We start from the raw sequence: 20,741 nt of genomic DNA on the forward strand, positions 1-20,741 counted from the left end.
CTTGCGAACCTCGTCGGAAACGGGTTCCGAAAGCRCTACGTGTGGTTCTGACTTCATTCGGCGAACTCCCTGAGGATGAGTCCTACCGAGGCACCGACTGAAAGGAAATGCCTTGAAATGGCAGTCTACGGCAAAATTTATCTATGCAGGGAAAAGAACTTGGTTCGGAGGGCTAAGGTGCCGCCTAAAATAGAAAGACCGGGGAATCCCCACTCCCCGGTCTTTCCGATGCCCGTCACCCCGACTTAAATCCAGCTGGCAGCAGCATATGCGGCGACCAAAACCAATGTCATGAAATTCCCTTCGACAAGCGTCTGCATATTAGCAGCCGCTTTCGTTGCGGGGTATGATTTGCACCTCCGATTGCGGTTTACGAAGCGCGTTTCACGGCGCAGGTGAGACAATTGCGCAACAGAATTGCCGCAACGTCACCTAAACCCGATGTAAAAATGCGACCGGCGCTCATGCAGCTCAAAAGCCGCTCGCCTCGTTGGTGACCACGATTCGCGTCTTGCTCGGCCCAACTTCCCTGACCAGCGCGTAGAATTCGGCGGCGTTCGCGATCTGAAGCCGTACGCAGCCATGCGATGCCGGGCGGCCAAGTTGCCTTACGAAAGCTGTGCCGTGGATGGCGTAGCCGCCATTGTAGAAAACCGAATAGGGCATCGGCGAGTTTTCATACTTGCTTGAGTACCACATGAGATTCAGGCGTTTGGGTCGCCAACTGCCGCGCGGGGTGACATAGCCCTTGCGCGCCGTCGACACGGACCACTGGTGGAGTACCCGCCCATCCATGCTGACGGTCATTGTCTGGGTCGAGATATTGACCTTGGCGACAAGAACGTCGGCGAATGCCGGTTCGGCAAGTGCAGCCAAGGCCAAGGTGGCAGCGACGAAGAGCGCTTTGGACATTTTCCCTACACTCCGCGATCCGGCATTTTATGCCGCTCAAGCCGAGATGGGACCCTGAAAAAGCTGTACCGCCAGTAAATTGAACGTGTAAGCCGAACCGCAGCAGGGGGCACTACCCAGGATGGAAACGACACCCTTCGCCACCTTTTAGGTGGCCCAAACCAGCCTCCCGCATCGCCCACTGTGGCCCAGTTGACACGACCGGTATTGGGCATAGGCTCGCCCGTGCAGCTGGAGTCAGGTTCCATGGTGCTCCAGTCGGATAACGTGCGGCCACAGCGGACCGTTGCCCGGAGGATCTGAAAAATGCAACAATCCCAACATTTTAGCGGAATGAGCAGGCGAAACCTGCTGTCGTTGATCGGCCTGACTGCCGGTACAGCGGCGATGTATCAGGCGATGACCAGTCTCGGCCTCGCGGTTGAGTCCGGATACAAGGGACCGGTCAAACTGGAGGGCGATCCGAAGGGCGCCACCGTGTTGATTTTGGGTGCGGGCCTGGCCGGCATGACTGCGGCACTTGAGCTTCGCCAAGTCGGATACAAGGTAAAGATCCTCGAATACAACAAGCGATCCGGCGGACGAAACTGGACGCTGCGCGGCGGCGACACCTATACCGAGCTTGGTGGCGCGACGCAGAAATGCGAGTTCGACGAAGGCCTCTACATCAATCCGGGACCGTGGCGCATCCCCTACCATCACAACGGGCTTCTGGCTTATTGCAAGCGTCTTGGGGTCAAACTGGAGCCATTCCAGCAGCTCAATCACAATGCCTTCCTACATTCGTCCAAGGCGTTCGGCGGCAAGCCGCAGCGTGTCCGCGACATCAAGATCGATTTCCAGGGCCATATCTCTGAACTGCTCGCCAAGGTCGCTCATACCGGCAAGCTCGAAGGCGGCGTGACCAAGGAAGACCAGGAGATGCTGGTCGAAGCACTGCGCTCCTGGGGCGCGCTCGACAAGGACTATGCTTACACAAAGAGCATAGCGACCTCCGAATTCCGCGGCTTTGCCAAGGATCCCGGCGGCGGACTGGGCGCGGCGCCAATTCCGAGCGATCCTATTGCCCTGACAGACATATTGAACTCGCGCCTATGGGGCAGTCTCGCTAACTTTGCTCTCTACGAGTTCCAGACGACCATGTTCCAGCCGGTCGGCGGCATCGACATGATCGGCAAGGCATTCACCAAGGAAGTCGGCGACCTCATCACCTACAACTCCAAGGTCTCCAAGATCCATCAGGACGAAAAGGGCGTCACCGTCACTTACGAGGACGTGACCAACCCCGGCGCGATGAAGGAAGAAAAAGCCGACTGGTGCGTCTGCACCATTCCACTGACCATTCTCAGCCAGATCGAGATCAATGTCGGCGCCCCGATGCAGGCGGCGATCGAAGCGGTGCCCTACGCCTCGTCGGTCAAGGTCGGCCTTCAGTTCAAGCGCCGTTTCTGKGAACAGGACGAACTAATCTTCGGCGGCGTCAGCTATACCGACCTGCCGATTGCCCAGATTTCGTATCCGAGCACCAGCTTCAACACCGACGGCAAGGGCGTGCTGCTCGGCGCCTACACCTGGAACGGACCGCACTCCTACGAATTCACCTCGATGGCGCCGGAAGAACGCGTCAAGCGTGCCGTCGAGTATGGCTCGCAGATCCATCCGCAATACAAGGACGAGTTCGAAAACGGCATCTCCATGGCCTGGCACCGCTCGCCCTTCACGCTCGGATGCGCCGGCGACTGGACCGATGAGGCGCGCAAGGAGCATTACGACAATCTCTGCCAGATCGATGGTCGCATCGTGCTTGCCGGCGAGCACGCCTCCTACATCCCGGCGTGGATGGAGGGCGCGATCCTGTCGTCGCTCGATGCGATCACCAGGCTGCATCAACGCGTCGTGGCGGGATGATGGCGATGTCCGTTCATCCCTCAACCTTCGTTTTCGCAAGGATGTCGACATGACCCAGCAATCCAGGCGCTCACTCGGCCTTCTGGCCGCCACCGCCTTCTTCACTGCCTTCACCGCAGCGAGCGCCCTCGCCGATTCGGCGGGTGTCACCTTCAGCTCCGGCGACAACTTCACTGAAAAGACTGGCCAGGAGCTCTATGCCAACGTCTGCCAGGCCTGTCACATGGACAAAGGGCAAGGCGCAGTTGGTGCTGGCAAATATCCGGCACTGGCCAAGAACGCGAACCTGGAATCCGGCGGTTATCCCATCTACGTCATCGTGCATGGCCAAAAAGGCATGCCGCCCGTCGGCAGCATGATGAGCGACGACCAGGTCGCCGCGGTGGTCAATTATGTCAGGACCAATTTCGGCAACGACTACAAGGATGCGGTCACGGCTGAAGAGGTCGCGGGCGCACGCTGACACATCCTCGCCGAAGTTGGATGGCGATGATGTGCGAATCCAACAGGTTGGAGCGATTGCTCTAGCAACCGGAGCAGCCGGCACACTTTGCCGGCTGCTCCAATTCCACGCGGCAATGAAGGAGCAAGAAATGACAAAGATGCGGGTTGGCGCCGCCACGCTTGTGGCCGGCCTTTTCCTCACTGGCAGCGCGATGGCCCAAGACGTCGTGCGCCACAAGATCCCGAATTCCGATTTCCCGATCGCCCAGGCCGTTGAAGTGCCGGCTGGCAAGACGACGATCTATGTCAGCGGCGCAGTGCCTTCGGTCGTCGATGAAAAAGCCGAAAAGGGCAGCCTTGCGGCCTATGGCAACACCAAGGCCCAGACGGAAACGGTGTTCAAGTCGATCGAAAAGACGCTCGAGGGTCTCGGCCTCAAGATGGGCGACGTGATCAAGATGCAGGTCTTCCTCGTTGGCGATCCCGAAAAGGGCGGCAAGATGGATTTCGGCGGCTTCATGGAGGGCTACACGCAGTTCTTCGGCACCAAGGAGCAGCCAAACCTGCCGTCGCGTTCGGTGATGCAGGTTGCCGGCCTTGCCGCTCCAGGCTGGCTTGTCGAAATCGAAGTCACCGCCGTTCGACCCTGAACGAAACGGTTTTCGCAGGCTGCTCGGCATCGGGCGGCCTGCGCGCTCGACACGGCTGGACGGATGCGCAAGACTGCCGAGGATCCGGGACAGAAGTGAAACGTGTCGACCGCATGTATGACAAGCTTTTCAAGACCATAGACGACCGGCGTGAAGAACTGGCCGAATTAACGGCACAGCTGATCCGCTTCCCGACAATCAATCCGCCGGGGGATGCATATCGCCCCTGCGCCGAGTTCCTTGGCGACCGCTTGGCCAAGCGCGGTTTTGGGGTCGAATACATCCGCGCCGAGGGCACGCCTGGCGACACGGAGCGATATCCGCGTATCAATGTCGTCGCCCGATTCGACGGCAGGTCTCGCGGCCAGACGGTGCATTTCAACTCCCATATCGATGTCGTCGAAGCCGGCGAAGGCTGGTCCGTCGATCCATTCGCCGGCGTCATCCGCGACGGCCGCGTCTATGGGCGTGGCGCCTGCGACATGAAGGGCGGGCTCGCCGCCTCGATCATCGCGGCCGAAGCCTTCATGGACGTAAACCCGGACTTTCCCGGTGCCATCGAGATTTCAGGCACCGTCGACGAGGAATCCGGCGGTTTCGGCGGCGTCGCTTATCTCGCCGGCAAGGGCTATTTCTCAAAACCCAAGGTCGACCACGTCATCATCCCCGAACCGCTGAACAAGGATCGCATCTGCCTGGGCCATCGCGGCGTCTGGTGGGCCGAGATTGAGACCAAGGGCGAGATCGCGCACGGCTCGATGCCCTTCCTCGGCGATTGTGCGGTCCGCCACATGGGCGCGGTGCTGGAAGCCTTCGAGCAAGAGCTGTTTCCCGCGCTCGACCGCAAGACGACACGCATGCCGGTGGTGCCCGAAGGCGCGCGGCGATCGACGATGAACATCAATTCGATCCATGGCGGCCAGACCGACGACTTCCGCCCCGGCCTGCCCTCGCCCAACGTGCCCGATTCGTGCCGGCTGACCATCGATCGCCGCTTCCTGCTTGAAGAAAACATTCTTGACGTGAAGGGCGAGGTCACCAGCATTCTCGAGCGCCTGAAACGCGAACGTAAAAAATTCGACTACGAAATCCGTGACATCATGGAGGTGCAGCCGCTGATGACCGAGCGCGACGCACCTGTTGCGTCGGCCATTGCCAGGGGCATCCGCGAAATTTTCGACAAGGAGCCGGAATATGTCATCTCGCCCGGCACCTACGACCAGAAACATGTCGCCCGTATCGGCCATTTGTACGATTGCATTGCCTACGGCCCCGGTATTCTCGACCTCGCCCACAGGCCCGACGAGTGGGTGGGCATCGACGACATGGTGCAATCGGCAAAGGTCATGGCCATCGGCCTCGACATATTGCTACGGGGCCAGTTCAACGGCTGAATGGGCAAGCAAAGCTTGCTCGTTCGACCAGGAAATTCATTTCAGCAGCGCCGCTGCAATTGCAACAAACTTGATTTACTCGGCCGGAAAATCGCGCTTCTATCCGGCCGGTCGAAGTTGAGCGGGGAGATTTGAGCATGAAGCAGTGGAAAACCATCCTGGCAGCCGCAGCGTTTGCCTTGGCGTCGAGCACCGCCGCTATGGCCGCCCGCACTGATCTGGTGCTTGGCATGCCGTTGGAACCGCCTCATCTCGACCCGACAGCGGGTGCCGCAGCCGCCATCGACGAAATCCTTTATGCCAATGTCTTCGAGGGCCTGACCCGGATCGGCTCACGTGGCGAAGTACTGCCCGACCTCGCCCAGAGTTGGACCATTTCCGACGACGGCAAGACCTATACGTTCAAGCTACACACCGGCGTGAAGTTCCACGACGGGACCGACTTCGACGCTTCGGACGTGCAATTCTCGCTCAACCGCGCGCGCGGCGAAAACTCGGTCAATGCGCAAAAGGGCCTGTTTGCGGCAATCGACACCGTGGAAGTCGTCGACCCGACCACCGTCAAGGTGACTCTCAAAAACCCGCTCGGCTCGTTCCTCTACAATCTCGGCTGGGGCGACGCGGTGATGGTGGCGCCAGAGACCGCCGACACCAACAAGGCAAGCCCCATCGGCACGGGCCCGTTCAAGTTCCAGAACTGGGCCAAGGGCTCGTCGATCACGCTGGTCAAGGCCGATGGTTACTGGGGCGATCCTATTGCGCTCGACAAGGCCGAGTTCCGCATCATCCCCGATGCGGCCGCAGCGATCCCTGCTTTGCTATCCGGCGACGTCCAGGCGCTGCCCAATTTCGCGCTCGGCGACGCGCTCGCCCAGGTCAAGGCCGATGCGCGCTTCAAGGTCGTCATCGGCACGACCGAAGGCGAGACCGTTCTTGCGACCAACAACAAGCGCCCACCCTTCGACAATCTCAAGGTGCGTCAGGCGATCGCGCACGCTATCGACCGCAAGGCGCTCATCGATGGAGCGACAGGTGGCCTCGGGACGCCCATCGGTTCGCATTTTGCGCCCCACAATCCGGCCTATGTCGATCTGACCGGCACATATCCGCATGATATCGCCAAGGCCAAGGAGCTGCTCAAGGAGGCGGGCCTTCCCGACGGCTTCAAGGCGACACTGAAGCTTCCGCCGGTCGGCTATGCTCGCCAGGGTGGCGAGATCATTGCTTCGCAGTTGCGCGAGATCGGCATCGACTTGCAGATCATTCCGGTCGAATGGGCCGATTGGCTGAAGCAGGTATTCACCGACAAGGACTACGACCTGTCGATCGTCTCGCACACGGAGCCCAACGACATCGATATCTATGCCCGCAAGGACTACTATTTCAATTACGACAACCCGGCCTTCAACAAGCTGATCGACGAGCTCAACCTGACCTCGGACGAGGCCAAGCGTGCCGAGCTTTACAAGCAGGCGCAGAAGATCCTTGCCGACGATGCCGTCAACGGCTTCCTGTTTGAGCTGCCGAAGGTCGGCATATGGGACGCCAAGGTCGAGGGCCTATGGGAAAATTCGCCCATCCAGGCCAACGACCTGACCAAGGTAAAATGGGCGGACTAACGCAATAGTATCCGAGAATTTTGCATGTTCCGTTCCGCAAATCGGCTCCGATTTACGAGAACATGCAACAGTTCTGTGAACTGCGCCGCTCCGCAACTCCTACGAGCTTTCGGAGCGGCATTTTCTCGGGCAGTTTGCGTTCGATGACGGCCTATTTGCTTAAACGCCTGCTGATCGGAATGGCGACCCTCGTGGTCGCTTCGGTCGTGGTGTTTTTGATGCTCGACGTTGTCCCCGGCGATCCGGCGCGGCTGATGCTGGGCATGAATGCCAGTGACGCCCAGGTCGAACTGCTGCGCGACCAGATGGGGCTCAACCAGCCATTGATCCTACGCTATATCAACTGGGCCGGTGGCTTGCTGTCGCTCGATTTCGGAAAGTCCTACACCTACTCCGTGCCGGTGATCGACCTGATCAAGGAGCGCTTGGTCGTCTCCTTTCCGCTCGCCATCATTGCCCTCACCCTGTCCACGCTGATCGCCATTCCCGTCGGGCTGTTTTCCGCGGCGCGTCGCGGCAAGGCCGCAGACACCGCCGCCATGGCCGTGGCACAGGTCGGCGTGGCGATGCCCAACTTCTGGTTCGCGCTGCTGCTCGTCTACGTCTTCGCCGTCTGGCTCAGGCTGGTGCCAGCCGGCGGCTTTCCTGGGTGGAGCAACGGTATCTGGCCCGCACTCAAGGCGCTGATCCTGCCTGCTTTGGCCCTTGCCCTGCCGCAGGCGGCCATTCTCGCGCGCGTCACGCGTGCCGCGCTGATCGAGGTCTTGAGCGAAGACTATATCCGCACGGCCCGCGCCAAGGGCATGCCGATGCGCGCGGTGCTGTGGCGACACGCGCTGCGCAACGCCATGATCCCGGTGCTCACCATCATGGGCCTGCAATTTGCCTTTCTGCTCGCAGGCACCATCATCATCGAAAACGTCTTCTACCTGCCCGGCCTCGGCCGCCTGGTTTTCCAGGCGATCACCCAACGCGACCTGATCGTGGTTGAAAGCGTGGTCATGCTGCTCGTGGCAGCCGTGGTCGTGGTCAACCTGATCGTCGATCTTTCCTATGCGGTTGTCGATCCGCGCCTGAGGACGCGGTTATGAGCGGTACTGCCCCGCACAGCGAAGAGACCTTCGTCGGCCGAGCGCTGACCAACCGCTCCTTCGTCATCGGACTGCTTTTCACCTTGGTCGTTGCCACCATGGCGCTGGTGTCATTCTTCTGGACACCCTTTGACGTCACTAGGCTGATCGTCGCCGACCGGATGCAACCACCATCCGCCGCGCACTGGTTCGGCACCGACCATTTCGGCCGCGATGTGATGTCGATGATCATGCTCGGCGCGCGCAACTCGATTGCCGTGGCTTTGGTCGCGGTCGTCATCGGCATGGGCATCGGTGTGCCGCTCGGCTGCTGGGCTGCTGCGCGTGGTGGGTGGGTCGACGAGGCGCTGATGCGCTTCAACGACCTCGTCTTTGCTTTTCCCGCCCTGCTGTCTGCGATCATGATCACGGCGGTCTTCGGCCCCAGCGCGATCAACGCCATCATCGCAATCGGCATCTTCAATATTCCGGTCTTTGCGCGTGTCGCCCGCGCCGGCGCATTGTCGATCTGGCCACGCGAATACATTTTGGCTGCCCGAGCTGCGGGCAAGAACAAGACACGCATCACCATCGAACACATCCTTCCCAACATCGCCAACCTGCTGGTGGTGCAAGGCACCATCCAGTTCGCGCTCGGCATCCTTGCCGAAGCTGCCCYGTCTTATGTCGGGCTTGGTACGCAGCCGCCGATGCCGAGTTGGGGGCGCATGCTGTTCGATGCACAGACGCTGATGATGGTCGCCCCCTGGCTCGCTCTCTTCCCCGGCTGCGCCATCCTGCTCACTGTCTTAGGCCTCAACCTGCTTGGCGACGGCATCTCCGACATCTTCGATCCGCGCGCGAGGCGCCGGACATGAGCCTGCTTGCGATCGAAAAACTGTCGCTCAAGATCGGCAGCCTGCCGATCCTCAGGGATATCGACCTGTCGATTGCTTCGGGCGAAGTGATGGGGCTGGTTGGCGAATCCGGCTCCGGCAAGTCGATGACGGCACTGGCCATCATGCAGCTTGCGCCCGCCTCCGCACGGGCGAAGGGCCGTATCACCTTCGATGGCATCGATATCCTCGGCGCATCCGAACGGCAGATGTGCGCACTGCGCGGCGACGACATAGGCATTATCTTCCAGGAGCCGATGACTGCGCTGAACCCGGTCAAGACCATCGGCGAGCAGGTTGCCGAAGGCATCCGCTGGCACACCAGGGCCAGCCGCGCCGAGGCGGAGGAACGCGCCAGGAAAATCCTCGACCGGGTTGGCCTGCCCGAGCAGAAATTCGCGCTGTCGCGTTATCCGCACGAACTGTCAGGCGGCCAGCGCCAGCGCGTGGCAATCGCCATTGCCTGCGCGCTGAAGCCCAAGCTGTTGATCGCCGATGAGCCGACCACAGCGCTCGACGTCGTGCTGCAGGCCCAGATTCTCGACCTGCTGAAGGAATTGGTCAGCGAAAACAAGATGAGCCTGCTGTTCATCTCGCACGATCTCGCCGTGGTGACCGAGATGGCCGACAGGATCACCATCCTGCGCCAGGGCGCGGTCATAGCGACCGGCGACACCGCACGCACGCTGTCGGAAGCCACTCACCCCTACACGCGCCAGCTAGCACTTGCGTCCACCCATGTGCCAGCGCGGGTGAAGCCGCATGTCGAGGATGCGGATGCTGAAAATCTGCTCGAAGTGTCCAACATCACGCGTGACTATCCGGGCCGGCGCAGGTCGCTGTTCTCCAAGCCAGAACCGGTCCGGGCGGTGGACAATGTCTCGCTGGCGATGAAACCTGGCGCGTCGGTGGCACTCGTCGGGCGCTCCGGCTGCGGAAAATCCACCCTCGCCCGTATGATCCTGGCGCTCGACACGCCGACTTCGGGCGCCATCAAGTTTCGCGGCATGAACATCACGGGACGCAGCGAGGCCGACCTCAAGCCCGCCCGCCGCAACATGCAGGTGGTGTTCCAGGATCCCTATGGCTCGTTTGATCCGCGACATACGGTAGAGCGGCTGGTCGCCGAGCCGCTGCATCTGCTGGAAAGGCGCCCCGATGCCAAGGAACGCCGCAACATGGTGGCCCGCGCGCTCCATGAGGTCGGCCTCAGCCGTTCCGACATGGAGAAATACCCGCACGAATTCTCCGGCGGCCAACGCCAGCGCCTGTCCATCGCCCGCGCGATCATCACCCGCCCCAAACTCGTCGTCGCAGACGAGCCGGTCTCAGCCCTGGACGTGTCGATCCGCGCCCAGATCCTCGACCTGTTCGCCGAACTCAACCACAAGCTTGGCGTCGCTTATCTGTTCATCACCCATGATCTGACCGTCGCCCGCGCCATCACCGATGACGTGCTGGTCATGCATGAGGGCCGGATTGTCGAACGCGGCAAGACAGCTCAGGTGCTCGACCAGCCGTCGTCAGAAGCCGCGCAAGCGCTGGTGTCGGCAGCACCCGACCTGCACCGGGCGATTGCCCGGCGGATGCAGGAACAGGGGTGAGCAGCCGGTTTGCCAGAATTACGTCGTCGGCTTCACCACATCGACCGGGCTGATGCCAAGCAAGTCGAGCGTTCGGCGCAGGAGCTTCACTTCGTTTTCCGCCAGATGGGCGTCGGCCTTGGCGATATCGGCCATGTGGCGCGCGAGTTGCTTGCGCCGCTCAATATCAAGGTCGTGAAACATCGCAACCGCCTGCGAGCCGTTGGTTTCGTAACCGAACTCATTGAGGTATTCGACAACGGCATCGACACTGCCCTCGGCGATACCGAATGCTTCGGTGCAGATCCGGCGAAAGACAGCCATCTCGCTCTCGCTCGCAACGCCATCAGCCAGGATCATGCGAAACAGCAGCAAAAGCTCCGCCGACAGGACCGGATCGTCGGCGACCTTGCGCACACCGGGGTCGCCCTCGAACATATTACGAATCTGGGCCAGCAATCCTGTCGCCATGCGAATCCCTTCCATCGAGCTACCTGCTGTTTCCGATATAGAACAAAGTTGGGCGAAAAACACTTGGCCCAACGGCTAAGCATCTCCTTGCGTGGCGGTGCTATTGCGCAAGCTGGCTCGCTGTGGTCGAAGGCGGCCGATCCCTCCTGTGTGAAGCTTGGCACCGATGTTCGACATTGCCACAGAGACCCTGCTCTTCTTGATTGCCGCGGCGTTCATCGCCGGCTTCATCGATTCCATAGCAGGTGGTGGCGGGCTGATCACCATTCCTGCGCTGCTGCTAGCCGGTCTACCGCCAGTGGAAGCGCTCGGAACCAACAAGCTGCAATCGCTGTTTGGCTCGGGCTCGGCTACAATCAGCTACGCCGCCAAGGGTCATGTCGACCTGAAGAAGCAACTGCCCTCGGCTGCCATGTCCTGCATCGGCTCGGTGTTCGGCGCGTTGTTGGCAACTGTCCTGCCGATCGAAATCCTGCGCACGTTCCTGCCTTTCCTGCTGATCGCGATCGCATTCTATTTCGCCTTCAAGCCGAACATGGACGACGTCAACCGCACTGAACGGCTGTCACCTTTCCTTATCGGGATGACGGTGGTGCCGCTGATCGGCTTTTATGACGGCGTGTTTGGCCCCGGCACCGGCTCGTTCTTCATGCTCGCCTTGGTCACTTTGGCCGGATATGGCGTACTCAAAGCCACAGCGCACACCAAGCTGCTGAACTTTGCCTCCAACATCGGTGCGTTTGGCGTCTTCGCGTTGATCGGTGCCATGGCCTGGAAGATCGGCATCGTGATGGGCATCGCCCAGTTTCTCGGCGCTCGGCTCGGTGCCCATATGGCGATGCGCAACGGCGCCAAGCTGATCAAGCCACTCCTGGTCTGTACCTGCGTCGCACTTGCCATCCGTCTGCTCATCGACCCGACCAACCCGCTGCGGGTAATGATGGGGTTCTGAGCCGGTTTTGACCGCCATTCGCTACGCTGGTAACGTCCGGTTGCCTCAGCGGAGCCAGGACAATGGCAAGCGGCCAACTTTCGGCGGAAACATCGGCTGATCTCGCGGCGCAGTTCGAGATGGTGCGGCGCGCTCCGTCCGCGCTGCTTGCTGGTGCAGTTACCGATCTCATCGGCTTTCGCGAACTTGTTCCTGTCTACAGCCGTCAGACTGAAGCCGCTTCGCTGACGGTCCCTCTGGTCATCAGCTTTGGCGAGCCGTTCGCCATCGGCCTGAGCCGCGCGCCCGGCGACAATGACCGTTTCGCAAGCTTCGCTGCCGGCCTTCACGCCGGGCCGGTGACCATCGATTCCTTCGGCAAATCCTGCTGCGTCCAGGTCAATTTTACCCCGCTTGGCGCTCGCCGCTTCTTCGGCATGCCTATGAGCGAGCTGGCCGATCGCATGGTGCCGTTCGACGAGCTGCTTGGGGCCTCRGGCCACCGATTACGCGAAAGGCTCGGCGAGCAAGCCGATTGGCATGTACGCCTGGATATCGCCGAAAACTTCATCGCCGAGCGTCTGATCAAGGCGGATACCTCATCGGCCGAAATCGGCTGGGCACTTGAAAGAATTGTGGCGAGCGGCGGTCGCGTCCGCATTGCGACCATGGCCACGGAGATCGGCTGGAGCCGCAAGCATCTCGCAGCCCGTTTTGCTGACCAGACCGGCCTGGGTCCCAAGGCGGCCGCACGCATCGTCAGGTTCAATCGCGCCGCAAGCCTGTCGCAACATGCCAATCGCGCAGGTTGGGCCGATATCGCCGCCGCGTGCGGCTATGCCGATCAGGCTCATCTCGTGCGCGAGTTTCGCGAGCTTGCGGGCACTACACCGACGGAGTTTGGCCTCAGTTGACCAGGTAACAATTGTTCAATACGGCCAAGCGGCACTCGGCCACAGTGGGTTATCGTTCAACCGCCCCAAGGAGGTGCCAGATGCCCGCTCCCGAAGCTCCACGCATATTTCCCACATTGCGCTACAAGAATGCCGCCAACATGATCGATTGGCTGTGCGAAGCCTTCGGCTTTGCCGTCCATGCCAAATATATGAACGGCGCTGATGTCGGCCATGCCGAACTCACCCTCGGCTCTTCGATGATCATGATCGGCTCGTCGCGTGCCGACGATTATGGCGCCATCGTCGGCGAACCAGGCCAGAACGGCGGCAAGTCGATCTATGTCGCAGTCGATGACATCGATGCGGTCCATGCTCGCGCCCAAAATGCCGGCGCTACCATCGTCCAGCAACTCACCGACCGCGACTATGGCAGCCGCGAGTTTGTCTGCCGAGACCCCGAGGGCAATGTCTGGTGCTTCGGCACCTACTGGCCAAAGGCTGGCGAACCGGCTGCCTGAGCGTTAGCGCGCGGCGGCGAAAATCGCGTCGCAGTCGAGATGGCGTTCGAGATGATCGGCGATCTCGTCCAGGGCGCGCTCGACTTCGGYGCGATAGTCGATGCCGCCGCCCCTGATGCCAAGGCTTTCGAGGAACCGTCCACGAAAGCCGTTGGCGCTGAAGAGGCCGTGCATATAGGTCCCGAAAACTTTGCCGTCGGCTGAGGTCGCGCCGTCATCGACTCCGTTGATGACGGCGGTCGGCCGTGTGCAGTCGGCCCCCGTCGTCCGCCCCAGGTGGATTTCATAGCCAGACAGAGGCTCGCCATAGCGAACTGAATGCGCCTCGACATTGCGCACGGTCTTTTCCGGCTCCATCACCGTCTCGACATCGAGCAGACCAAGGCCCTCCGCCTCCGTGACGCTGCCTTCGATACCCAGCGGGTCGTGCACGACGCGACCGAGCATCTGGTAGCCGCCGCAGATGCCGACGATATGGCCTCCGCGCCGGCGATGTTCGTCGAGATCGCGGTGCCAGCCGTTTTCACGGAACAGAGCCAAGTCGCCGATTGTCGACTTCGAGCCGGGAATGACCACCAGCCCGGCATCGTCGGGCAACCGCAGCCCGGGAGGCACGAACACCACTTCGACCTGCGGTTCGGCGCGCAGCGGGTCGAGATCGTCGAAATTGGCGATCCGCCCGAGCATCGGCACTGCCACCTTGAGCGCCCGCTTCTCGCCTCCGGCCAACCGTTCGAGGATGACCGAATCTTCCGACGGTAGAAGTGCTGCCTCCTTGAGCCACGGCACGACACCAAAGCAGCGCCAGCCGGTGAAGCGCTCGATCGCGGTGATACCTTCATCGAACAGGCTGGCATCGCCGCGAAACTTATTGATGAGATAGCCGACGATCATGCGCCGGTCTTCTTCCGGCAGGATCAAGTGCGTGCCGGCTACCGATGCGATCACCCCGCCGCGATCGATGTCGCCGACGAGAATTACCGGCACGTCGGCACGGGTGGCAAAGCCCATGTTGGCGATGTCGCGCGGGCGCAGATTGATCTCGGCCGGCGAGCCCGCGCCCTCGACGATGATGAGATCGGCGCCTTCGCCAAGCTTGGCCCACGAATCGAGCACGGCACCCATCAGTTTCGGCTTCAGATCCTGGTAGTCGCGCGCCTTGGCGTGGCCAAAGACCTTGCCCTGAACCACCACCTGGCTGCCGATGTCGCTTTGCGGCTTGAGCAGCACCGGGTTCATGTGGATCGACGGCTTTACCCCGCAGGCGATCGCCTGCAACCATTGCGCGCGACCGATCTCGCCGCCGCCCGCCTCGCCCGGAATGTCGGCAACGGCGGCATTGTTCGACATGTTCTGCGGCTTGAATGGCCGCACGCTGAGGCCGCGATTGCGCGCCGCGCGGCACAGCCCCGCCACCAGAACAGTCTTTCCGACATCCGATCCGGTACCCTGAAGCATGATCGCCTTGGCCATGCCTCAGCCCCTTCCGCCGGCAACAGTTCCGGTCACGGTCGACTTGGCAGCCAACGGCCCGCCGCGCCAGAGATAGAGTGCAAGCAGCGGATCGCTGCCGGTACGCATTGCGTGGTTGACGTTGGAAGCGTGGTGGATCACCTCGCCGCCCCGCCTTTCGCGAAAAGGCGCGTCGCCCATGCGCCATTCAGTGCCGCCGGTCAGCGAGATGTAGACCTCTTCAGCGACATGGTGATGGTCGGGATATTCGATGCCGGGGCCGAGAACGAGAAAACCGGCAGCTACTTTGTCGTTCATGTAGTGCCCGCGCGTGCCGAACAGCTCCACCCAACCGTAATTGTCGAGGAAATGCTGACCAAAATCGGCGACAGCGTAAGTCTGGCCCCAACTGAGTTCGTCGCGTCGTTCCGCAAGCCTCCTCGCCAGCGGACGAAGCTCGACAGGCGCTAGCTCAATGGTACGATCGAGAAGACGCGAACATTTGACAACGTTTGGCTCCAGTGTCCGCGCGGGCATCGCCCAGTCGATATCACCGAGAAATTCACCTACAGGTGAGACCGAACCGGCCATCTGGAGATAGCTCCGGAAGGCCTCCAGCAGCTCATCAAATTTTGTCGCCACGTCGCTTCTCGCCCATGCATTTACGCACAGCCGCTCTGTTGAAGGTCGGGTTGCGCGGCTGCATCATTGGTCTAGATTGATCGCTGCGCATAGCCAAAAAAACGACAGGGAGGCCGACATGGACGCCGCAATCGATGCGACTGCCGGTCAATTCGAACTCAACGAAGACCAGCTGGCCATTCGCGAAATGGCGGGCAGTTTCGCCGCTGAACGCGTGGCACCTCATGCGCTCGAATGGGACAAGGACAAGCACTTTCCCGATGATGTGATCCGCGAAACCGGCCCGCTCGGCTTCGGCGGTCTGTACGTCAATGAGGACGTCGGCGGCTCCGCCCTCACCCGCCTCGATGCCGTTTTGGTCTTCGAGCAGCTGTCGCAGGCCTGCCCGGGCTTTTCGTCGTTCATTTCGATCCACAACATGGTGGCATCGATGATCGACCGCTTCGGCAACGCCCAGCAACGCCAGCGCTTCCTGCCCAAGCTCACCTCGATGGAATGGCTGGCCAGCTATTGCCTGACCGAGCCTGGCTCCGGCTCGGATGCGGCAGCGCTGCGCACCCGCGCGGTGCTTGACGGCGACCACTATGTCATCAACGGCGCCAAGCAGTTCATTTCAGGGGCCGGCGACAGCGACATCTATGCCGTCATGGTGCGTACCGGCGCGGACGGCCCCAAGGGCATCTCGACGCTGGTCGTGCCCAAGGACACGCCAGGCCTGTCTTTCGGCGCCAACGAACACAAGATGGGCTGGCACATGCAGTCGACGCGGCAGGTGATTTTCACCGATTGCCGTGTACCGGTCGAAAACCGCCTTTCCGACGAAGGTGCCGGCTTCGGCATAGCCATGGCGGGTCTCGACGGCGGCCGCCTCAACATCGCCGCCTGCTCGCTTGGCGGTGCGCAAGCGGCGCTCGACAAGGCCCTCGCCTACACCGCCGAACGCAAGGCATTCGGCCAGACCATCGACCGTTTCCAGGCGTTGCAGTTCCGCCTCGCCGACATGGAAACCGAGCTGCAGGCCTCACGCCTGTTCCTCTATGCGGCAGCTTCGAAACTCGACCACAAGGCGCATGACGCCTCCAAATGGTCGGCCATGGCCAAGCGCCTTGTCACCGACACCGGCTTCAACGTCGCCAACGAGGCGCTGCAACTGCTCGGCGGCTACGGTTACCTGCATGACTACGGCATCGAGAAGCTGGTGCGCGATTTGCGTGTCCACCAGATTCTCGAAGGCACCAACGAGATCATGCGCGTCATCATCGCGCGGCACATGATTGGAAGGCAGTGAGGATTGAGGCAGTAGGGCAGTAAAATTACAACAAGCCGCATACAGGGCGCACTTGCAGACACCTCCCAGCCCACTGCCCTACTGCCCTACCGCCCTACTCCCTTATTGCCCTAATCCCCTAACACCCGATCCACCCACCGGAGGAACATCAATCATGACCACAGTCGCCTTCATTGGTCTGGGCAACATGGGCAACCCCATGGCCGCCAACCTCGTCAAGGCCGGCCACACGGTGCATGGCTTCGACCTGATGCCGGAGCACCTCGAAACCGCGCGCGGCAATGGCGTCACCGTCATGGCCAACGCCGTTGCCGCAGCCAAGGACGCCGACGTGGTGATCACCATGCTGCCGGCTGGCAAGCATGTGCTTTCGGTCTATGAGGACATTGCGCCGAAGGTGAAAAAGGGCGCGCTGCTGATCGATTGCTCGACCATCGACGTCGATTCGGCGCGAAAGGCACATGCCATTGCAGCCAAGCATGGCCTGTTGTCGGTGGACGCACCGGTGTCGGGTGGAACCGGTGGTGCGGCGGCCGGCACGCTGACCTTCATGGCGGGCGGCGCGCAGGCAGCCTTCGACAAGGCCGAACCGGTGCTCCAGCCGATGGCGGGACGCATCGTCCATTGCGGCGACGCCGGTGCCGGCCAGGCGGCCAAGATCTGCAACAACATGATCCTCGGCATCTCGATGATCGGCGTTGCCGAAGCCTTCGTGCTCGCTGAAAAGCTCGGCCTGTCGCACCAAGCGCTATTCGACGTGGCCTCGACCTCATCGGGCCAGTGCTGGTCGCTGACGTCCTATTGCCCGGTGCCGGGACCAGTGCCCAATTCACCGGCAAACCGCGACTACCAGCCAGGCTTCGCCGCGGCCCTGATGCTCAAGGATTTGAAGCTGTCGCAGGAAGCAGCGCAGCAGGCAGGGGCCGTCACCCCGCTCGGTGCCGAGGCGACCCAGCTCTATGCGCTCTACTCGGCGCTCGGCCATGGCGGCACCGATTTCTCCGGCATCATCAAGTTCCTGCGCGGCGAACCAGCCTGATCATTGCAAAAAAGTTCGAAATTTAGGTTTGATTAAGCTCTCGCTAACCACGCGGTAACGATGTCCAGCTAAAACGGTTTGCAAGGGCGGTCTTCGCAGCCGCCCCGGGCTCCGGATCAGGTCTTGCGTACCGGAGCAGTAACCTTCGCTGGTCAAGCGTCGCGAAGGGCCATGCGTTCAAATGGCAAAGCCGCGTTCCCGTTTCGGGGCGCGGTTTTTGCGTTCAGCACTTGTTTTATGTGCCGGATTTTGTCGCCAGCCGGCGAAAATTGGCCTTCACGCGCTTGCTTGCCGGACGCATTGCTGCGGCGACCGACTTCTGCGCCGCAACACCGTTCAGCACCGAGGGCGTGCGGCCTGAGAGCACTTCGGGCCAGAACTGCATGGCCGATTGGAAATACGACATCTGCGCGGCAACGACGCCTTCGGCCATCGCCGCCGTCTTTTCGGTGACGGCAGCCAAGGTTTCGCCACGCAGCATGCCACCCTTGCTTGCTTCAGTGGCCATCATCGGCAAACGCATCGCCATGACCATTGGCGCCAGCATCAGATTACCGGCAACAGCGGTGGATTGGCGCGAAGCGCGCATCAGACGACGGTTCTTCATTTGGCTTGCTCCAGCGGGCCCTGCCAGACCGGCGAAGGCTGTCTCTGACAACAGCCTTGATTATTGTGCAATGCACAATACGCCTCTGGTCTGTCATGAACAAGCTGAAACGGCTCAGTCGTTCGGCCTACGATCCGAACGACATGTCACGCGTTGCCCAAGCCATGACAAGTGCCATGTGAAATGGGCAGGCTGCAAGCCTGCCCAACTTACTCATTTTGTCCGGCAGCGGCCCGTCTTGGTCGTTTCCTTGTCGCCGTCATCATAGGCTATGCCAATTTTCTCGCCGGCCAACGAAGCGATCGTCCCCTTGTACCACTCACCGGCGCCCTTGAAATTGCACTCGACTTTCGTGCCGATCTTCCAATCGTAGGGGCGAACCTTGCTGAGGCTGGTCGTTTCACGCTCATTGTCGTCGTATCGAACGGTGATCTTGTCGCCTTGCACCTTTTCGATGACCCCAGCAAACCAATAGCCAGAGCCCTTGTAGTTTCCGAGAACCCAATCGCCGGTTGTCTGCGCGCTTGCGGTGCCGAGGGTGGTGGCGAAAATGGCACCTGCGGACAACAGAACAGAAATATGCTTCATCAAAATATCACCTTGGGTTGCAACCCATAACCAGCCCCCAATTGAACCGGGTAAGAATACATATTCGAGCTAATATGAATGCACGATGAAGTTACTTCACCGGGCGCCGAAAGCTGGAGCAGCGATGACCGAACGCTGATCCGACGAATTTCTTGATCAGTCGTGTCGGCGCACCGGTTCGGCACATCCACCTATTCGATCAAATGCACGATCGACGTGCCGTTCATCCGCCCGCGTCCGGCGAACATACCGGGCAGGAACATGCCCTGCCCGGCTGGTTTTTGTTCAGGCTTTCCGGAGGTCGGCTTCGGCGAGATCGAGCGCCTTGACGATGCGATCGAAAGCCATGTCGATGGTGGCGCGGGTCCAGATCAGCGGCGGCGACAGGATCATCGAGTCGCCGGTCGCCCGCATCATCATGCCGTTGGCGATGGCGTGGTCGCGAACAACGACCGCCGCACTGCCTCCAGGCGAGAAACGTTCCTTGGTCGCCTTGTCCTTGACGATCTCGATCGCCCCCATCAGGCCGACCGAGCGCACCTCGCCGACCAGATCGTGGCCGGCAATGCGCTCCTTCAGCATCTTGGCGAAATACGGCCCCGTATCGGTTTTCACCCGCTCGACAAGGCCCTCGCGTTCAATGATCTCAAGGTTCTTGAGCGCTACTGCGCAGGCCACGGGATGCCCCGAATAGGTGTAGCCGTGGTAGAACTCGCCGCCCTTTTCGACAAGCGTATTGGCGATCCGATCGCCGACCAGCAGTGCCGACAGCGGCTGGTAGCCTGATGTCAGCGCCTTGGCGGTGGTTATCGTGTCGGCTTCGATGCCAAAAGTCTGAGCCGCGAACCATTCGCCTGTGCGGCCATATCCGGTGATGACCTCGTCGAGCATCAACAGCACGTCGTATTTGCGGCAGATGCGMTGCACCTCGGGCCAGTAGCTCACAGGTGGGATCTTCACGCCGCCGGCGCCCATGATAGGCTCGCCGATGAAGGCTGCGACGTTTTCCGCGCCTGCCTCAAGGATCGCGTCCTCGACGGCCTTGGCGGYGCGCAGGCCGAAATCGTGGTCGCTTTCACCAGGCAGCGCCAGTTCATAGGCATATGGCATCATCACATGAACGATGTTCGGAACCGCACCGCCTAGCTGGTGATGCATGCCATCCATGCCACCGAGCGATGTGCCGGCGACCGTCGAGCCGTGATAGGCCATGTGGCGCGAGATGATGCGGTTCTTCTGCGGCTTGCCTTCGAGCGCCCAGTAGTGGCGAACCAGCCGAAGTGCCGTATCGTTCGATTCCGAACCCGACGAACCGTAGAACACCTGGTTGATGTTCTTGGGTGCCAGTTCGGCGAGCTTCTTCGACAGCAGCACAGGCGTCGGCGTCGAGCATTTGAAGAAGGAATTGTAGTAGGGCAACTCCTTCATTTGGGCGTAAGCCGCCTCGGCAAGCTCGGTGCGGCCATAGCCGATGTTGACGCACCACAGCCCGGCCATTCCGTCGAGCAGCTCGCCACCTTCTGAATCGTAGATGAAGGGACCTTCCGCGCGGGTGATCATGCGCGAGCCGATTTCGCGCAGCTCCTTGTGGTCGGTGAAGGGGTGGAGATGGTGCGCGGCGTCGATCTGCTGAAGCTGCTTCAGCGAATAATTCTGATAAGTCATTGGGTTGTGCCTTTCTCTTGAATCAATCCGGCAAGTGCCGGGGCGGATTCGAGATCAGGCAGGGGGCGAATAGCCGATGCGTGCGCACAGCCGCATAAGCTCGGTATGCCGCGTCCGTGGGGACGGCGTCGAAACCGCGCTGGGCAACGGGATATGGGCAACAAATGC

20 protein-coding genes are annotated in these 20,741 nt (G+C 61.0%); 13 read left to right on the forward strand and 7 right to left on the reverse strand.

What is annotated here, in order from left to right:
* Window positions 1-471: 471 nt before the first annotated feature.
* A complete protein-coding gene (locus tag AC1DWF_RS08600) occupies window positions 472-912 on the reverse strand; it encodes a L,D-transpeptidase (protein WP_476788283.1) in 441 nt (146 codons plus the stop codon).
* 333 nt (window positions 913-1,245) lie between these two features.
* On the opposite strand from AC1DWF_RS08600, the gene AC1DWF_RS08605 reads away from it, so the two are divergent.
* The 8 genes from AC1DWF_RS08605 to AC1DWF_RS08640 all read left to right on the forward strand — a co-directional run bounded on the left by AC1DWF_RS08605 (window position 1,246) and on the right by AC1DWF_RS08640 (window position 10,497).
* Window positions 1,246-2,820, forward strand: a complete 1,575-nt coding sequence (locus tag AC1DWF_RS08605; protein WP_476841602.1) for a flavin monoamine oxidase family protein — start codon at window positions 1,246-1,248, stop codon at window positions 2,818-2,820.
* A 49-nt stretch (window positions 2,821-2,869) separates the two neighbouring features.
* Window positions 2,870-3,283 carry a c-type cytochrome gene (locus tag AC1DWF_RS08610; RefSeq protein WP_476788285.1) on the forward strand — a complete coding sequence of 138 codons (414 nt, stop codon included), beginning with the start codon at window positions 2,870-2,872 and terminating at the stop codon, window positions 3,281-3,283.
* 130 nt (window positions 3,284-3,413) lie between these two features.
* Window positions 3,414-3,914, forward strand: coding sequence for a RidA family protein (locus tag AC1DWF_RS08615; RefSeq protein ID WP_476785805.1), 501 nt, complete (start codon window positions 3,414-3,416; stop codon window positions 3,912-3,914).
* 113 nt (window positions 3,915-4,027) lie between these two features.
* Window positions 4,028-5,308, forward strand: a complete 1,281-nt coding sequence (locus tag AC1DWF_RS08620) for an acetylornithine deacetylase/succinyl-diaminopimelate desuccinylase family protein (RefSeq protein ID WP_476785808.1) — start codon at window positions 4,028-4,030, stop codon at window positions 5,306-5,308.
* 137 nt (window positions 5,309-5,445) lie between these two features.
* Window positions 5,446-6,927 (forward strand): ABC transporter substrate-binding protein, encoded by a 1,482-nt coding sequence (locus AC1DWF_RS08625; protein WP_476785806.1) that lies wholly within the window; start codon window positions 5,446-5,448, stop codon window positions 6,925-6,927.
* A 143-nt stretch (window positions 6,928-7,070) separates the two neighbouring features.
* Window positions 7,071-8,018, forward strand: coding sequence for an ABC transporter permease (locus AC1DWF_RS08630; protein WP_476788286.1), 948 nt, complete (start codon window positions 7,071-7,073; stop codon window positions 8,016-8,018).
* Window positions 8,015-8,875, forward strand: a complete 861-nt coding sequence (locus AC1DWF_RS08635) for an ABC transporter permease (protein WP_476841603.1) — start codon at window positions 8,015-8,017, stop codon at window positions 8,873-8,875. The genes AC1DWF_RS08630 and AC1DWF_RS08635 overlap by 4 nt, the downstream gene beginning before the upstream one ends.
* A complete protein-coding gene (locus AC1DWF_RS08640) occupies window positions 8,872-10,497 on the forward strand; it encodes an ABC transporter ATP-binding protein (RefSeq protein ID WP_476788288.1) in 1,626 nt (541 codons plus the stop codon). The genes AC1DWF_RS08635 and AC1DWF_RS08640 overlap by 4 nt, the downstream gene beginning before the upstream one ends.
* A gap of 18 nt (window positions 10,498-10,515) precedes the next feature.
* On the opposite strand, the gene AC1DWF_RS08645 is transcribed toward AC1DWF_RS08640, so the two are convergent.
* Window positions 10,516-10,947 (reverse strand): tellurite resistance TerB family protein, encoded by a 432-nt coding sequence (locus AC1DWF_RS08645; protein WP_476784160.1) that lies wholly within the window; start codon window positions 10,945-10,947, stop codon window positions 10,516-10,518.
* Window positions 10,948-11,113: 166 nt separating this feature from the next.
* Between AC1DWF_RS08645 and AC1DWF_RS08650 the strand changes: the two genes are divergently transcribed.
* The 3 genes from AC1DWF_RS08650 to AC1DWF_RS08660 all read left to right on the forward strand — a co-directional run bounded on the left by AC1DWF_RS08650 (window position 11,114) and on the right by AC1DWF_RS08660 (window position 13,292).
* Complete coding sequence (locus AC1DWF_RS08650) at window positions 11,114-11,899, forward strand: TSUP family transporter (RefSeq protein ID WP_476788289.1); 786 nt, start codon at window positions 11,114-11,116, stop codon at window positions 11,897-11,899.
* Window positions 11,900-11,961: 62 nt separating this feature from the next.
* Window positions 11,962-12,792, forward strand: a complete 831-nt coding sequence (locus tag AC1DWF_RS08655) for a helix-turn-helix domain-containing protein (protein WP_476788290.1) — start codon at window positions 11,962-11,964, stop codon at window positions 12,790-12,792.
* A gap of 80 nt (window positions 12,793-12,872) precedes the next feature.
* A complete protein-coding gene (locus AC1DWF_RS08660; protein ID WP_476784163.1) occupies window positions 12,873-13,292 on the forward strand; it encodes a VOC family protein in 420 nt (139 codons plus the stop codon).
* A 3-nt stretch (window positions 13,293-13,295) separates the two neighbouring features.
* On the opposite strand, the gene AC1DWF_RS08665 is transcribed toward AC1DWF_RS08660, so the two are convergent.
* Window positions 13,296-14,765, reverse strand: coding sequence for a cobyric acid synthase (locus AC1DWF_RS08665; RefSeq protein WP_476841604.1), 1,470 nt, complete (start codon window positions 14,763-14,765; stop codon window positions 13,296-13,298).
* 3 nt (window positions 14,766-14,768) lie between these two features.
* Entirely contained in the window at window positions 14,769-15,386 is a 618-nt protein-coding gene (locus AC1DWF_RS08670; RefSeq protein ID WP_476784165.1) for a dimethylsulfonioproprionate lyase family protein, read from the reverse strand.
* Between the two features lie 118 nt (window positions 15,387-15,504).
* Between AC1DWF_RS08670 and AC1DWF_RS08675 the strand changes: the two genes are divergently transcribed.
* Together AC1DWF_RS08675 and mmsB are read left to right on the forward strand one after the other, a co-directional pair.
* Entirely contained in the window at window positions 15,505-16,674 is a 1,170-nt protein-coding gene (locus AC1DWF_RS08675) for an isobutyryl-CoA dehydrogenase (RefSeq protein ID WP_476784166.1), read from the forward strand.
* Between the two features lie 154 nt (window positions 16,675-16,828).
* Window positions 16,829-17,713 carry a 3-hydroxyisobutyrate dehydrogenase gene (gene mmsB, locus AC1DWF_RS08680; RefSeq protein WP_476788292.1) on the forward strand — a complete coding sequence of 295 codons (885 nt, stop codon included), beginning with the start codon at window positions 16,829-16,831 and terminating at the stop codon, window positions 17,711-17,713.
* A 235-nt stretch (window positions 17,714-17,948) separates the two neighbouring features.
* On the opposite strand, the gene AC1DWF_RS08685 is transcribed toward mmsB, so the two are convergent.
* The 3 genes from AC1DWF_RS08685 to AC1DWF_RS08695 all read right to left on the reverse strand — a co-directional run bounded on the left by AC1DWF_RS08685 (window position 17,949) and on the right by AC1DWF_RS08695 (window position 20,573).
* On the reverse strand, window positions 17,949-18,320 hold the full coding sequence (locus AC1DWF_RS08685) for a hypothetical protein (RefSeq protein WP_476788293.1): 372 nt from the start codon (window positions 18,318-18,320) through the stop codon (window positions 17,949-17,951).
* Between the two features lie 213 nt (window positions 18,321-18,533).
* Entirely contained in the window at window positions 18,534-18,908 is a 375-nt protein-coding gene (locus AC1DWF_RS08690; protein WP_476785314.1) for a tudor domain-containing protein, read from the reverse strand.
* 285 nt (window positions 18,909-19,193) lie between these two features.
* Entirely contained in the window at window positions 19,194-20,573 is a 1,380-nt protein-coding gene (locus tag AC1DWF_RS08695) for an aspartate aminotransferase family protein (RefSeq protein ID WP_476841605.1), read from the reverse strand.
* Window positions 20,574-20,741 lie beyond the last annotated feature (168 nt).

It is taken from the genome of Aminobacter sp. P4_D5 (assembly GCF_056401815.1).